General features: G+C 59.7%; 13 protein-coding genes. 9 read left to right on the top strand and 4 right to left on the bottom strand.

Annotation, left to right across the window (positions count from 1 at the left end; all coding sequences use genetic code 11):
* Positions 1-140: 140 nt before the first annotated feature.
* The 6 genes from ACA053_RS12780 to ACA053_RS12755 all read left to right on the top strand — a co-directional run bounded on the left by ACA053_RS12780 (position 141) and on the right by ACA053_RS12755 (position 5682).
* On the top strand, positions 141-524 hold the full coding sequence (locus ACA053_RS12780) for a tautomerase family protein (protein ID WP_497395782.1): 384 nt from the start codon (positions 141-143) through the stop codon (positions 522-524).
* A gap of 97 nt (positions 525-621) precedes the next feature.
* Positions 622-1218, top strand: coding sequence for a TetR/AcrR family transcriptional regulator (locus ACA053_RS12775; RefSeq protein WP_497317613.1), 597 nt, complete (start codon positions 622-624; stop codon positions 1216-1218).
* 101 nt (positions 1219-1319) lie between these two features.
* Entirely contained in the window at positions 1320-2288 is a 969-nt protein-coding gene (locus tag ACA053_RS12770) for a 2-hydroxyacid dehydrogenase (RefSeq protein WP_497395780.1), read from the top strand.
* A gap of 202 nt (positions 2289-2490) precedes the next feature.
* Positions 2491-3558 (top strand): phosphotransferase family protein, encoded by a 1068-nt coding sequence (locus ACA053_RS12765; protein ID WP_497317611.1) that lies wholly within the window; start codon positions 2491-2493, stop codon positions 3556-3558.
* Between the two features lie 58 nt (positions 3559-3616).
* Entirely contained in the window at positions 3617-4384 is a 768-nt protein-coding gene (locus ACA053_RS12760; RefSeq protein WP_109630332.1) for an SDR family oxidoreductase, read from the top strand.
* A 182-nt stretch (positions 4385-4566) separates the two neighbouring features.
* Complete coding sequence (locus ACA053_RS12755) at positions 4567-5682, top strand: Gfo/Idh/MocA family protein (RefSeq protein WP_497395778.1); 1116 nt, start codon at positions 4567-4569, stop codon at positions 5680-5682.
* 482 nt (positions 5683-6164) lie between these two features.
* On the opposite strand, the gene ACA053_RS12750 is transcribed toward ACA053_RS12755, so the two are convergent.
* A complete protein-coding gene (locus ACA053_RS12750) occupies positions 6165-6419 on the bottom strand; it encodes a DUF1652 domain-containing protein (RefSeq protein WP_497317607.1) in 255 nt (84 codons plus the stop codon).
* Between the two features lie 195 nt (positions 6420-6614).
* A complete protein-coding gene (locus ACA053_RS12745; protein WP_497317605.1) occupies positions 6615-8111 on the bottom strand; it encodes a helix-turn-helix transcriptional regulator in 1497 nt (498 codons plus the stop codon).
* A 291-nt stretch (positions 8112-8402) separates the two neighbouring features.
* On the opposite strand from ACA053_RS12745, the gene ACA053_RS12740 reads away from it, so the two are divergent.
* Together ACA053_RS12740 and ACA053_RS12735 are read left to right on the top strand one after the other, a co-directional pair.
* Positions 8403-8837 (top strand): YeeE/YedE family protein, encoded by a 435-nt coding sequence (locus ACA053_RS12740; RefSeq protein ID WP_497317603.1) that lies wholly within the window; start codon positions 8403-8405, stop codon positions 8835-8837.
* A gap of 2 nt (positions 8838-8839) precedes the next feature.
* On the top strand, positions 8840-9253 hold the full coding sequence (locus ACA053_RS12735) for a DUF6691 family protein (protein ID WP_497395776.1): 414 nt from the start codon (positions 8840-8842) through the stop codon (positions 9251-9253).
* A 64-nt stretch (positions 9254-9317) separates the two neighbouring features.
* Here ACA053_RS12735 and ACA053_RS12730 read toward each other — a convergent pair whose 3' ends face one another.
* The gene (locus tag ACA053_RS12730) at positions 9318-10601 is read right to left on the bottom strand and encodes a Zn-dependent hydrolase (RefSeq protein ID WP_497395774.1); all 1284 of its coding nucleotides are present in this window, start codon (positions 10599-10601) and stop codon (positions 9318-9320) included.
* Between the two features lie 141 nt (positions 10602-10742).
* On the bottom strand, positions 10743-12227 hold the full coding sequence (locus ACA053_RS12725) for an NCS1 family nucleobase:cation symporter-1 (protein ID WP_497395772.1): 1485 nt from the start codon (positions 12225-12227) through the stop codon (positions 10743-10745).
* Positions 12228-12780: 553 nt separating this feature from the next.
* Between ACA053_RS12725 and hydA the strand changes: the two genes are divergently transcribed.
* Positions 12781-14220 carry a dihydropyrimidinase gene (hydA, locus tag ACA053_RS12720; protein WP_497395770.1) on the top strand — a complete coding sequence of 480 codons (1440 nt, stop codon included), beginning with the start codon at positions 12781-12783 and terminating at the stop codon, positions 14218-14220.
* The last annotated feature ends 29 nt before the right edge of the window (positions 14221-14249 follow it).

Raw genomic sequence — 14249 nt, 5'->3', positions numbered from 1 at the left:
TATAGTTCACCTACCGCCACTCCCAACATGCCTATATATATTGGAAGACGATGGTTCCAAAAAATCTATTTGATAAAGGATGAGCGTCAGGTAATTTCAACCCTGACTGCTGATCGGCAGCCCTGATTAAGGAGCCTCTCATGCCACTCGTTCGCGTCGACATCAAAAAGCATCAAGACCCTACTTTCGCCAAACGTGTCGGGCAGTTGATCTACGCTGCCATGCACAGCTCGATTGGCGTGCCGGAAAACGATAATTTCCAGATTCTTTCCGAGCACGATGAGCAGCATTTCATCTTTGATCCCGGCTATCTGGGCATCGACCGCACCCACAGCCTGGTGGTGATTCAGATTACCCTGAGCGAAGGCCGCACCGTCGAGCAGAAAAAACTCCTCTACAAAACCATCGCCGATAGCCTTAACACGGAACTGGCGGTGCGTCTGGAAGACGTCTTTATCAATCTGGTGGAAGTGAAAAAAGAGAACTGGTCGTTTGGCAATGGCATCGCTCAATACGCGCTTTGAGCGGTCCAACAGCAGTGCCGAAGTGACGGCCAGACGCGCGCCCCACCGTTCGCTATGATGCCCGTCATCTATCAACCTTCCCTACCTGTGAGCCGCCATGCCCCGAGTCTCCCGCAAACAAGCTGACCTCAACCGCGAGATCATCGTCGAAGCCGCCTCACGGCTGCTTCGCGAGCGCGGCCTGCACGGGATCAGCGTCGTCGATGTGATGGGCGCGGCCGGGCTGACCCATGGCGGGTTCTATGGTCACTTCGACTCCAAGGAAGCGCTGGCGAAAGAGGCTTGCACCCGGGCGTTCACGCAGTCGATGGAACGCTGGAAGCAGAAAATCGACGCCAGCGACGACAACGTCTCCGCCCGCACCAGCATCATCGCGCCCTACCTGTCGGCGGCCAATCGTGACAACCCGGGCGAAAGCTGCCCGGTCGCGGCGTTTGCCGGTGACATGTGCCATGAAACCGCCGAAAGCGGTTTGCACCAGACCTACACCCATGGCCTGGAAGCCTTTCTGCAGATACTTACGCCCTTGATGGGTGCGGACCAGCCCGAAGCCAATCGCCAGCAAGCCTTGGTCGATTATTCCTTGATGGTCGGTGCGCTGACGCTGGCGCGTGCCACACGCGGGGACGGGTTGTCCGATGAGATTCTCGACGCCGCCCGGAATTTTCTGACCTCACCAGGTCAATCAGTCTGATCAACGGCGTGTGCAATCCCCGGGCGTTGCTAAACTCCTCTGGAATCAGCAGTCTGAAGCAACATTCGAGATCCGACATTCAATACCCACAGGAGCCCAGCATGCCTGCAACCGTTCTGGTACTGGTTGAAACCATTAATGATTACTTGCCGATTCTCGAACATCAGGGCTTTCACCTGATTCTGGCTCCGACACCGGCCGAGCGCGCCGACGCCATCGCACGACATGGCGCCCAGATCGATGCCGTGCTGACTCGCGGCCCCCTGGGTTTGTACGCCGATGAAATCGCCGCCTTGCCCAACCTCAAGATCATTTGCGTAATCGGTGCCGGTTACGAACACGTCGACCTGCAAGCCGCGGCCAACCGCGACATCACCGTCACCAATGGCGCCGGGGTCAATGCCTCTTCAGTCGCCGACCATGCCATGGCCATGTTGCTGGCACTGGTGCGCGACATTCCCCGTTGCGATGCCGCCGTTCGACGTGGCGAGTGGCCGAAGATCATGCGCCCTTCCCTGGCCGGCAAGCGCCTGGGAATTCTCGGCCTCGGCGCGGTCGGCATGGCCATCGCCAAACGCGCCGCCGCCGGCTTCGACATGACCGTGAGCTACCACAACCGCCAGCATCGCAGCGATGTCCCTTATGCCTTCTGCTCGACGCCGACTGAACTGGCACGGGCCTCGGACTTTTTGATCATTGCCACCCCCGGCGGACTGGGCACCAAACACCTGATCAACAGACAAGTGCTCGAGGCCTTGGGGCCAAAGGGGTTCGTCGTGAACATTGCCCGAGCCTCAGTGATCGCCACCGCAGACCTGGTCAGCGCGCTTGAACAGCGACGCATTGCCGGCGCCGCGCTGGATGTGTTCGACGCAGAGCCTCACGTGCCCGATGCGCTCAAGGCGCTGACCAACGTGATCCTGACGCCACATGTCGCGGGCTTGTCCCCGGAAGCGACCCAAGGCACCGTTGAACTCGTGGGGAAAAACCTGGTGGCGTTCTTTTCCGGCCAACCGGTGCTGACGCCCATTGAGTTACCCGCACCGGTCACCACCGCGCTCGTTCGCTGACTGAAGGACGCTCGACAGCGTCCAGAGCCGGGGCGCTGTTCGCCCCCTGAGCCCTGCCCCCGCGCCTGTTCCCGCACATCAGGAACGCTGATTATCCAGCAACACGCTAACCTATAAGACCGTGCCACGCTTGTGGCTGCCCCGGCGCACCATTAGATTAGCCAATGATGTCTGGCCTCCAAAATAAGCAGAAGGGATAAGCATGGCGCTTACTGACCAGTCCACCCGTATCCGTACCGGCGAAGAACTCGATGCCAGCCTGATCGATCCATACCTCAAGGCCCACATTCCGGGCTTGAGTGGCTTGCCTGTAATCAGCCAGTTTCCCGGCGGCGCGTCGAACCTGACCTACCTGCTGGAATACCCGGAGCAGGAATTTGTCCTGCGTCGCCCGCCGTTTGGCCACAAAGCCAAGTCCGCACACGACATGGGCCGCGAATTTCGCATCCTCAATCAGTTGCGCGACGGTTTCCCGTATTGCCCCAAAGCCTATGTGCACTGCACCGATGAATCGGTGATCGGCGCCGAGTTCTATGTGATGGAACGGGTCAACGGGATCATCCTGCGCTCCGAACTGCCGCCGGAACTGGGCCTGGACTCGGCGCAGACCGAAACCTTGTGCAAGAGCTTCATCGACAAGTTCGTTGAGCTGCATCGGGTCGACTATAAAGCCTACGGCCTGGGCGACCTTGGCAAGCCCGAAGGTTATGTGGCGCGGCAGATCAAAGGCTGGAGTGATCGCTACGACAAAGCCCTGACCCCGGACGCGCCGAAGTGGGAAGCGGTCAAGGCCTGGCTTGACGACAAGATGCCGGCCGATCACCCGACTTCCAGCATCGTCCACAACGACTACCGCTTCGACAACGTGATCCTCGACCCGAGCAACCCGATGCAAATCATCGGCGTACTCGATTGGGAACTCACCACCCTCGGCGACCCGCTGATGGACCTCGGCAACACCCTCGCCTACTGGATCGAGGCCGCCGACCCGGCGCCGGTGCAACTGATGCGTCGCCAACCGAGCCACGCCCCGGGCATGCTGACCCGCCGCGAATTCGTCGACTACTACGCCGAGCGCTCAGGCATCCAGATCGACAATTTCGACTTCTACTACACCTACGGCCTGTTCCGCCTGGCCGGCATCGTGCAGCAGATCTACTACCGCTTCTTCCACGGTCAAACCCAGGACAAACGCTTCGCGCAGTTCATTCACATGAACAAACTGCTGGAGCAGATGAGCCTGCAAGTCATCCAGAAATCTACGCTCTGATCGCGGCGCTGATTGCCCCCCCTGGCCCCAATAACAAGACTTTTTACAAGAGAATCCCATGTCCAAGACTCAGTTGTTCGACCTCGACGGCAAAATCGCATTCGTTTCCGGCGCCAGCCGTGGCATTGGTGAGGCCATCGCCAAACTGCTGGCCCAGCAAGGCGCCCACGTCATCGTTTCGAGCCGCAAGCTCGACGGCTGCCAGCACGTGGCCGATGCGATCATCGCCGCCGGCGGCAAAGCCACCGCTGTTGCTTGCCATATCGGTGAAATGGAACAGATCAGCCAGGTCTTCGCCGGTATCAAGGAACAGTTCGGACGCCTGGACATCCTGGTCAACAACGCCGCGACCAACCCACAGTTCTGCAACGTGCTGGACACCGACCTCAGCGCCTTTCAGAAAACCGTCGACGTCAACATCCGCGGCTACTTCTTCATGTCGGTCGAAGCCGGCAAACTGATGCGCGAAAACGGCGGCGGCAGCATCATCAACGTCGCGTCGATCAATGGCATCTCGCCCGGCATCTTCCAGGGCATCTACTCGGTGACCAAGGCCGCAGTGATCAACATGACCAAGGTGTTCGCCAAGGAATGCGCGCAGTTCGGCATCCGCTGCAACGCCCTGTTGCCTGGTCTGACCGACACCAAGTTTGCATCGGCACTGGTGAAGAACGAGGCGATCTTGAACACCGCGTTGCAACAGATCCCGCTCAAGCGTGTGGCTGATCCGAGTGAGATGGCGGGTGCGGTGCTGTATCTGGCGAGTGATGCGTCGAGCTACACCACCGGGGTTTCGTTGAACGTGGATGGCGGGTTCTTGTCCTGATTCATTTCTCCGGATGAACGAAAGGCAGCCTCGGGGCTGCCTTTTTTGTTCGTTCCGTTCGCCCCCACGCGTGGGAATGATCAAGCCATCAACCTGATGAATATTTATTCCGCATATTGCATTAACAGAATTTTTATTCCATAAAGTGCCTTCTGAAAATAAAAATCTAAAGGCCTTCCATCATGCGCGAACTCGGTATCGGACTCATCGGCACAGGTTTCATGGGCCGCGCCCACGCCCTGGCGTTTCGCAACGTCAGCGCGGTGTTCGAGCTTCCGCTTAAGCTCAGACTGGCCGCCCTCGCCGACGCCGATCCAAACCGCGCCCGGCACTGTGCCGATGCCTGGGGTTTTGAAACCGCGCACACCGACTGGCAACAGCTGATCGATGACCCGAAGGTCAATCTGATCGCCATCACCACCCCCAATCACCTCCACTTCCCGATGGCCATGGCCGCCCTTGCCGCCGGCAAACCGGTGTATTGCGAGAAGCCTTTGGCGGTGAATCTGCAGCAAGCCAACGCCATGCGTCAGGCCGCAAAAGCCGCGGGAGTAGTGACGCGGGTGGGTTACAACTATCAGCACAACCCGATGATCGGGCTCGCGCGGGAGCTGATCGACAGCGGCAAGCTGGGGCAGATCATCAGTTTTCAGGGTGAGTTCAGCGAAGACTTCATGGCCGATCCTGATTCACCGTGGTCGTGGCGTTGCGATGCTGATCACGCCGGCGGTGCGCTGGCGGATCTGGGCAGCCATTTGCTGGCGATGGCGCGCTACCTGGTGGGCGATGTCGAATCGGTGTGCGCCGACACTCAGACCGTGCATCTCCAGCGTCCTGCGACGGCGGGCAGCCAGGAACAGCGGCATATTGCGGTCGACGATCAGGTCCACGCGCTGCTGCGGTTTGCCAACGGCGCACGAGGTACGTTCAGCAGCAGTTGGCTCAAGCATGGCTACAAGAATCACCTGAGCTTCGAGATCAGCGGCACGCAAGGCACGCTGGCGTTCGACCAGGAACGCTTGAACGAGCTGCGGTTGTATCGCGTCGGTCAGGACGGTTTCCAGCGTTTGCTCGCTGGGCCGAACCTGCCGGGTTACGCCGCGTTCAGCCCGGCGGCGGGGCATCAGTTGGGGTACAACGAACTCAAGACGCTGGAAGTGCACGACCTGGTACTGGCGCTGGCCGGCCTGTCCCAGAGTGGCACTGACTTTGAGCAAGCGTGGGAAGTCGAACGCCTGGCGACGGCAATCCGGCTGGCGGCAGACGAATCACGCTGGATCAGGATCGAGGACATCTGAGGTTCAGACGCCCACGGCTTCCGGCACCCGTGAGGGTGCCGGGTCAGTCGCACTCAACGCAACGAAGAAGGCAACGACGCAGCCGCTCAGGATTACTGAGTGACGCAACGGGTGATCGTCGTCTCCCGGGTCACCTCTTCGGTCACTCGGGCGTCGCCCATCACTTCTTTCTGTTCAGTGGTTTCACACGTGCGTTGAGGCGCGGGCGGCGGTGCGACGGGTGCTGGTGGTGGCGGACTGGCGCAACCACTGAGAATCGCTACGCAAAAGGCGAGCGACAGAGACGAAAAAGCACGTTTCCCAAGACTGTTCATAGGCTGTCCCGCGATAAGTCATCGACACTTTCCGCGACCCGACGCCCTTACCGCGAAGCCGCAGATTAGTCACAGAAAATAATACCCTCGCATTTCTTATAGCCTAGCCAGCCGCCAATGCCAGCAAATGAGGCCCTTAGCCTCTTTATCAACCCTGAAAAACGACAGCTACGAAACCGAGTCCTGCCGCTGATGCAAACTGTTGCTCTCGAGCTCGTAACGCAGCTCCTCAATCAACGATGCGACCGCTTCCGGGGTTCTGAGCTGAGTGACACTCAGGCCACTGACCACCAGATCCACCTGCCCCGACACCGGGTGATACAGCTTCACCGTCACCGAGTTGTCACCCGACACGCTGCAATCACAAGCAAGAGGGGAAAAGTGCTGTTCCAGTTGCGCACGCAATTGCGTCAGATAAATCATTGCGATTCACCCATGGGCCGGCTGACCCCGTCGACTGAAAACCTGTTGAATTGGCCGAGCATGCGACTGTTCCTTAAGCTGTTTCGTAGAGGACGCGATACCGACCAAAAGCCCGTTTCGCACCCTTACAGATTAAGAACTGCCACGACCCGCCAGAACATCCATTTGCACTGCCCGGCCTAGTGCATTTGCACCTTAACGCTGACCTTTGGGCCGCCACTCGCTGGAGAACAAACCGCGCTCCCGCGCCCACACAATCGCTTCGCTGCGACTGTGCACATCCAGCTTGGAATAAACCGTCGATACGTGGTTGCGTACGGTGTTTGGCGCCAGTTTCAGGCGCGCTGCGATTTCCTTGTCTGCGAGGCCCTCGCAGATCAGGCCGAGCACATCGCGCTCGCGGGCAGTCAGGTCGGTGAAGGACACGCTGGGCAACTGCGGCGAGTTGATGTTCTTCACGTTGGCGAGCTTTTCGATGAGCGTGCGGGTGAACCAGGAGGCGTCTTTCATCACCTCCTCGATCGCCGCCACCAGCTCCAGCTCGGTGCGTTTGCGTTCGGTGATGTTCATCAGCACCAGCAGGTAGCAAGGATTGTCCTGAATGTTCACGGTGTCGGCCGACACCGTGCAGTCGATCAAGGTCGAGTCTTTCCGGCGAATTCTGACATCGACCCTATCCAGGCTTCCGGCCTTCTCCAGTGCTGCAAACAGCCGGGTGCGCGCGCTCTTGTCATCGATAAAGTCGAGTTCGGCAACGGTCTTGCCAAGCACTTCTTCACTGGGGTACGCGAGGGTGTCCAGGAAGGCCTCATTCACGTCGATCACCACCTGGTCTTGCGCATCGCAGACCAATGTCGGCACTGGCGTCAGGCGAAACGCCTTGGCAAATCGTTCCTCGCTCTGACGCAAGGCCACCTCGGCCTTGTGACGCGGCTCCATGTCGACGAAGGAAAACAGCATGCAGTCTTCCTCGTTGAACTCCAGCGGTTGGCCGGCGACGATCACCTGTTTGCTGCCGCCTTCGGGCAGTTTCAGTTCAGCCTGCATCTGCGGGATCGTGGCGTGATCGCGCAGACGCTCGATCGCCAGGTCTCTGTTTTCTACCCCGTCCAGGATGTCCAGCTCATAGGTCGACGCGCCGATCACTTGGTCGCGGGCATAGCCGGTCATTTCCAGAAAGCCCGCATTGACCTTGATGTAACGCAAATCGCTGAGGCGACAGATCACCGCCGGCGCCGGGTTGGCGTTGAAAGTCTTCTCGAATCGCTGCTCGGCGCTGGCCCACTCCGTGACGTCGTCCATGATCAACACCAGCGACTCCGGCTCGCCTGCGCTGTCGGCCAGCACCATGCTGCGCACGTTATGCACCCAGGTACGTTCTTCGTCGTCGGTCGGTGTCACCTCAACCAGCACATCGGCGAACGTCTCGCCCTTGGCGACGCGGCTGATCGGGTAGTTCTCCGGCGCCACCGGGTGATTATTGCGATAGCGCAAGGCAAAGCGCCTGGCGTATTCCTTGGCATTCACGCCCAATTCGCCGATCCGACTGACGCCGTGCATGGCCAGCGCGGCTTCATTGGCCCACAGGATGGTCTGGTCGAGCTCCAGCAGAATCACCCCGTCGGACAAACCGGCGATTATCTGCTGCAACTGGCGGCGATTGGTTTCGGTGGTCAGGACGTCCTGGCTCATTGGATCTCCACGGGTGCAGCGGCGCAGCGACGCGCCGCCCTGTGAAGATTACGACCGCGAGGGGGTGGGATAGTGCAAAGCAGGTGCAGCCGCTGCTACAGACCGTGTGAGGTGGATGTTAATTACTGCACCAGCAAAGACGCTTCCAGCCCCGTCAACTTATCCGGATTAGGTTTGTGACGCGCCGGCAGACATTGGGATCTTTGGTCGTAGGGTTTTCTTGCAGGTGCTGCTCTAAGCTCAAGCAAACGCGTGCCTGCATGCTGATTTTTACCGGACCGGAGAATGGCGATGATGCTCGATACGATTAACTTCACCCCGTGGTCCGCGTTGGCCGGAGGTGCTCTGATCGGCTTGGCGGCCAGCGTGATGATCGTGGCCAATGGACGGATTGCCGGGATCAGTGGATTGCTGGGCAGCCTGATGTCATCCGGCGATTCCGGTCGAGGTGAGAAAGCCGTGTTCATCCTCGGACTGCTGGCCGCCCCCCTGCTGTGGGCGCTGTTTCAGGCGTGGCCGACCATTGAATTCAAGACGGGCGCCGTGGGACTGATCATCGCTGGATTGTGCGTCGGGATCGGCACCCGATATGGCTCGGGATGCACCAGCGGGCACGGGGTGTGCGGCATCTCGCGCCTGTCACCACGCTCCATCGTTGCGACGTTGTGTTTCATGTTCACAGGCTTTGTGACCGTGTTTGTGGTGCGTCATCTGTTGGGGGTTTGAGCATGAAAAAGCTGACCGCTTTCCTCGCCGGCCTGGTGTTCGGCATCGGCCTGCTGTTGGCCGGCATGGCCAACCCGGCCAAGGTGCTGGGGTTTCTCGATATCACCGGGCGATGGGATCCCTCCCTGGCACTGGTGATGATCGCTGCCATTGCGGTGGCCTGGGCGCCGTTTCATTGGGCGGTGAAACACGCCACGTCTTTGCTGGGGGCGCCGATGCAACTGCCGGTCAGTCGCGAGTTGGATCGACGCCTGATCGCTGGCAGCCTGTTGTTCGGAGTCGGCTGGGGCATTGCGGGCATCTGCCCTGGGCCCGCGCTGGTGTTATTACCAACGGGGCATTGGCAGGCCTGGGTGTTTTTCATGGCGATGCTCGCGGGGATGCTGATCTTCAAAGCGCTGCAAGCGCGCCACTGAGTCACGGTCGATCGCAGGTTTGGGCGGCGCATGCGCTGCCAAAGCCTACGACCGTGTTCGCGCTTCAGGCCGCCAATTGGCCGCTGGCAATCGCCGCCGACGCCGCCAGCATTGCCCGCAACAAAACCGCACACCCGGCCGCCAGATCATCCGGCGCGGCGTTTTCGATTTCGTTGTGGCTGATGCCGCCTTCGCACGGCACGAAGATCATCCCGGCCGGGCCGAGTTCGGCGAGGAAGATCGCGTCGTGCCCTGCTCCGCTGACGATGTCCATGTGCGACAACCCCAAGCCTTGCGCCGCGCCGCGTACCGCTTCGACGCAAGCCTTGTCGAAGTACAGCGGCGGGAAGTCGGCAGTGGGCGTCAGTTCGAAGGTCAGGCCGTGTTCTTCGCAGGTGGTTTCGATGACTTCGCGGACTTCAGCAATCATCGAGTCCAGGCGCGCCGGTTCCAGATGACGGAAGTCCAGGGTCATGCGCACTTCACCGGGGATGACGTTGCGTGAGCCGGGATAGGCTTGCAGGCAACCGACGGTGCCGCAGGCATGGGGTTGATGACCGAGGGCGGCGCGGTTGACGGCGCCGACGATCACCGCGGCGCCGACCAGAGCGTCCTTGCGCAGGTGCATCGGCGTCGGGCCGGCGTGGGCTTCGACGCCGCGCAGTTTCAGGTCGAACCATTTCTGGCCGAGGGCGCCCATGACGACGCCGATGGTTTTGTGCTCATCCTCGAGGATCGGGCCTTGCTCGATGTGCGCCTCGAAATAGGCACCGACGGCATGGCCGCTGACCTTGCGTGGCCCGGCGTAGCCGATGGCGTTGAGGGCCTCGCCAACGGTGACGCCATCGGCATCGACCTTGGCCAGGGTTTCTTCGAGGGTGAATTTTTCCGCGAATACGCCGGAGCCCATCATGCACGGAGCGAAGCGCGAGCCTTCTTCGTTGGTCCAGACCACCACTTCCAGCGGCGCCTCGGTTTCCACGCCGAGATCGTTGAGGGTACGCAGCACTTCAACGCCGGCCAGAACGCCGAAGCAGCCGTCGAACTTGCCGCCAGTGGGTTGGGTGTCGATGTGGCTGCCGGTCATGACGGGAGGCAGGTTCGGATTGCGCCCGGGGCGGCGGGCGAAGATGTTGCCGACGGCGTCGATGCTGACGGTGCAACCGGCCTCCTCGCACCAGTTGACGAAGATGTCCCGGGCCTGACGGTCCAGATCGGTCAGGGCCAGGCGGCAGACGCCCCCCTTGACCGTGGCGCCGAGTCTGGCCAGGTCCATGAGCGACTGCCACAAGCGGTCGCGGTTGATGTGCTGATGGGTGGACTGCAGAACGTCTACAGCAGCGTTCATGATGATCTCCTCAGGCAGTTCTTATGGATTTCTTCAGGCAATTTTTGGCTGTCTGGAAGGCCGTCTTCGCGAGCAAGCTTCGCTCCTACAAGGAATACGCGAACCTGTAGGAGCGAGGCTTGCCCGCGAAGAGGCCAGTGTTCACACCGCCGATTTCACGACAGTCGGGTTAGGCCGCATCGAGCACAACCCGTAATAAATCAGCCCACCCAGCGCCGAGCCGGTGAACCAGCCATAGCTGTAGAACCAGCTGAATGCATCGCTGCCCAGCGACAGCAGCGTCAACGCCACTGGCACGCCAAACGCGATAAAGCCGAACCAGTTCCACGCCGGGTACACGTCATCGCGATACAACCCGGCCAGGTCCAGTTGCTGTTTCTTGATCAGGAAATAGTCCACCACCATGATCCCGGCGATCGGGCCCAACAGGCTCGAATAGCCCAGCAACCAGTTTGAATACACGGTCTCAAGGCTTAGATCCGAAACGATCAACCCGAGCTTCTTCAACAGTTCGTGGGCCATCAGCGCCAGGCCGACCAGACCGGTGAGCATCACCGCTTTGGTGCGGTTGATGAGCTTGGGCGCGACGTTCTGGAAGTCGTTGGTCGGCGAAACGATATTGGCCGCGGTGTTGGTCGACAATGTCGCGATGATGATCAGTGCCATGGCCAATGCGACCCAGACCGGGCTCTGGATGTGGCCGATCAGGGTGACCGGATCGGAGACGGTGACGCCCACCAGTTTGACCGAGGCGGCAGTCATCACCACGCCCAGCGAGGCGAACAGGAACATGGTCAGGGGCAAGCCGATAATCTGTCCAACGATCTGGTCTTTCTGGCTTTTCGCATAGCGGCTGAAGTCCGGGATGTTCAGCGACAAAGTGGCCCAGAACCCGACCATCGCGGTCAACCCGGCGGCAAAGTAACTGACCACGCTGGCCCCTTCCGGACGCTTGGGTGGGATCGCCATCAATTCGGTCATCGACACGTTCGGCATCGCCCACACCAGCAGCCCCACGCCCACCAGCACCAATAAAGGCGCGGAAAGGGTTTCGAGCCATTTGATCGAGTCCGCACCGCGAATCACCACCCACAGGTTCAAGGCCCAGAACACCATGAAGCCGATCACTTCACCGGTCCCGCCGAGGGCTTTCCAACCGTCGAACACCGAACCGAGAAACAGGTGAATGGCCAGCCCGCCGAACATCGTCTGAATGCCGAACCAGCCGCACGCCACCAGCGCTCGGATCAGGCACGGAACGTTGGAGCCAAGAATGCCGAAGGACGAGCGCAACAGCACCGGAAACGGAATGCCGTACTTGGTACCGGGAAAGGCGTTCAGGGTCAGCGGGATCAGCACGATGATGTTGGCGAACAGAATCGCCAGCAGCGCTTCACCGACGCTCAGGCCGAAATAGGCGGTGAGCACGCCGCCGAGGGTGTAGGTCGGCACGCAGATCGCCATGCCAACCCACAACGCAGTGATGTGCCATTTGTTCCAGGTTCGCTCGTGCACCTTGGTCGGTGCCATGTCGTGGTTGTAACGGGGACTGTCGAGGACGTCGCTGCCGGCTTCGAGCTCAAACAAGCCGTCGCGCTCGGTCACTTGCGATCTGATCTGTTGCATGGCCGCTCCACTGTTCTTTGAATTATTTTTTGCTCATCAGGGGCTGGCGGCATCAATAAGCGTGCCGGGCACCCCTGTTGCGCATCGGGCAGTTCCACAAAAACTTCGCAACCAACTGATATTTATCAGTTTTTATATACAGTCCGGATAAGTCCTCGGTGACTTGCCTATTCACTCAGGCCGAATGCCAGGCAAGTTGTCCGAACAGTCAGGGCTCAATCTGGTGCATACATCTTTTTTTCAAAGTTGCGCATCAACCATAGACCATCCTCAAGCAGCTGATTTCACATAAGAAATCTCGTTCATTTTTAGAACCTGTCAAGTGCGTCAAAATGGTTCGAAGCCACACCATTTTGGTGAGTTAACGTTTTTATCGTTAATTATCAATATGTTAAAATAGTCATAAGCTTATAAAAAATATTCTTGCTCATTCCATAAACTCAGACTAGCTTCTATTCCTGACAGCGTTGACAGGAATACTCCTGTTTGCGTCAGCTTCATATAAAACATTTAGAACCGGCATAAGTCGGTCATTGCCTGCGAGGAACTCGGAATGTCTCTGTTGATCCGTGGCGCCACCGTTATTACCCATGATGAAAGTTACCGCGCCGACGTCTATTGCGCTGATGGCGTGATTAAAGCCATTGGCGATAACCTTGATGTTCCGGCGGGCGCTGAAGTGCTCGACGGCAGCGGCCAATACCTGATGCCCGGCGGCATCGACCCGCACACGCACATGCAACTGCCCTTCATGGGTACCGTCGCCAGTGAAGACTTTTTCAGCGGCACGGCGGCAGGCCTTGCCGGTGGTACGACGTCGATCATCGACTTTGTGATTCCCAACCCGCAGCAATCCTTGATGGAAGCGTTTCATCAGTGGCGCGGCTGGGCCGAGAAGTCGGCATCGGATTACGGATTCCATGTCGCCATTACCTGGTGGAGCGAACAGGTTCGCGAGGAAATGGCCGAACTGGTCAGCCAGCACGGGGTCAACAGCTTCAAACATTTCATGGCGTACAAGAACGCGATCATGGCGGCCGATGACACCTTGGTGGCGAGTTTCGAGCGCTGCCTGGAACTCGGCGCGGTGCCGACGGTGCACGCGGAAAACGGCGAGCTGGTCTATCACCTGCAACGCAAGTTGATGGCCCAGGGCATGACCGGGCCTGAAGCGCATCCGCTGTCGCGCCCTTCCCAAGTGGAAGGCGAAGCCGCAAGCCGGGCAATCCGTATCGCCGAAACCCTGGGCACGCCGCTGTACCTGGTGCATGTCTCGACCAAGGAAGCGCTGGACGAAATCACCTACGCCCGCAGCAAGGGCCAGCAGGTCTACGGCGAAGTGTTGGCCGGGCATCTGCTGCTGGACGACAGCGTCTACCAACACCCGGACTGGCAAACCGCCGCCGGTTACGTGATGAGCCCGCCCTTCCGTCCTCGCGGCCATCAGGAAGCGCTTTGGCATGGCCTGCAATCGGGCAACCTGCACACCACCGCCACCGACCATTGCTGCTTCTGCGCCGAGCAGAAAGCCGCCGGCCTCGATGACTTCAGCAAGATCCCCAACGGCACCGCCGGTATCGAAGACCGCATGGCCGTGCTCTGGGATGAAGGGGTCAATACCGGGCGCTTGTCGATGCAGCACTTCGTGGCGCTGACCTCCACCAACACCGCGAAGATCTTCAACCTCTACCCGCGCAAAGGGGCGATTCGCGTGGGTGCGGATGCGGACCTGGTGCTGTGGGATCCTGAGGGGACGCGGACTATTTCGGCGAAGACTCACCACCAGCAGGTTGACTTCAACATCTTTGAAGGCAAGACCGTACGTGGCGTGCCGAGCCATACCGTGAGCCAGGGCCGGGTGGTGTGGGCTGATGGCGACTTGCGGGCTGAGCGTGGTGCCGGGCGGTATGTCGAACGGCCGGCGTATCCGGCGGTGTTTGATTTGCTGAACAAGCGGGCTGAACAAAATAAGCCGACTGCTGTGAAACGCTGAAATCGAGGCCTTCGGCCATCGCGAGCAGG

This window comes from Pseudomonas sp. LBUM1672 (genome assembly GCF_059695655.1).
The sequence above is the reverse complement of the archived record's forward strand: the minus strand, read 5'-3'. Positions and strand labels throughout refer to the sequence as shown.

What these genes read in the sequence shown, in the direction of transcription:
- ACA053_RS12760 (WP_109630332.1), top strand. Translation starts at nt 3,617, where the DNA reads ATGTCCAAGACTCAGTTGTTCGACCTCGACGGCAAAATCGCATTCGTT.
- ACA053_RS12775 (WP_497317613.1), top strand. Translation starts at nt 622, where the DNA reads ATGCCCCGAGTCTCCCGCAAACAAGCTGACCTCAACCGCGAGATCATC.
- ACA053_RS12750 (WP_497317607.1), bottom strand. Translation starts at nt 6,419, where the DNA reads ATGATTTATCTGACGCAATTGCGTGCGCAACTGGAACAGCACTTTTCC.
- ACA053_RS12780 (WP_497395782.1), top strand. Translation starts at nt 141, where the DNA reads ATGCCACTCGTTCGCGTCGACATCAAAAAGCATCAAGACCCTACTTTC.
- ACA053_RS12735 (WP_497395776.1), top strand. Translation starts at nt 8,840, where the DNA reads ATGAAAAAGCTGACCGCTTTCCTCGCCGGCCTGGTGTTCGGCATCGGC.
- ACA053_RS12725 (WP_497395772.1), bottom strand. Translation starts at nt 12,227, where the DNA reads ATGCAACAGATCAGATCGCAAGTGACCGAGCGCGACGGCTTGTTTGAG.
- ACA053_RS12745 (WP_497317605.1), bottom strand. Translation starts at nt 8,111, where the DNA reads ATGAGCCAGGACGTCCTGACCACCGAAACCAATCGCCGCCAGTTGCAG.
- ACA053_RS12740 (WP_497317603.1), top strand. Translation starts at nt 8,403, where the DNA reads ATGATGCTCGATACGATTAACTTCACCCCGTGGTCCGCGTTGGCCGGA.
- ACA053_RS12730 (WP_497395774.1), bottom strand. Translation starts at nt 10,601, where the DNA reads ATGAACGCTGCTGTAGACGTTCTGCAGTCCACCCATCAGCACATCAAC.
- ACA053_RS12755 (WP_497395778.1), top strand. Translation starts at nt 4,567, where the DNA reads ATGCGCGAACTCGGTATCGGACTCATCGGCACAGGTTTCATGGGCCGC.
- ACA053_RS12770 (WP_497395780.1), top strand. Translation starts at nt 1,320, where the DNA reads ATGCCTGCAACCGTTCTGGTACTGGTTGAAACCATTAATGATTACTTG.
- ACA053_RS12765 (WP_497317611.1), top strand. Translation starts at nt 2,491, where the DNA reads ATGGCGCTTACTGACCAGTCCACCCGTATCCGTACCGGCGAAGAACTC.
- hydA (WP_497395770.1), top strand. Translation starts at nt 12,781, where the DNA reads ATGTCTCTGTTGATCCGTGGCGCCACCGTTATTACCCATGATGAAAGT.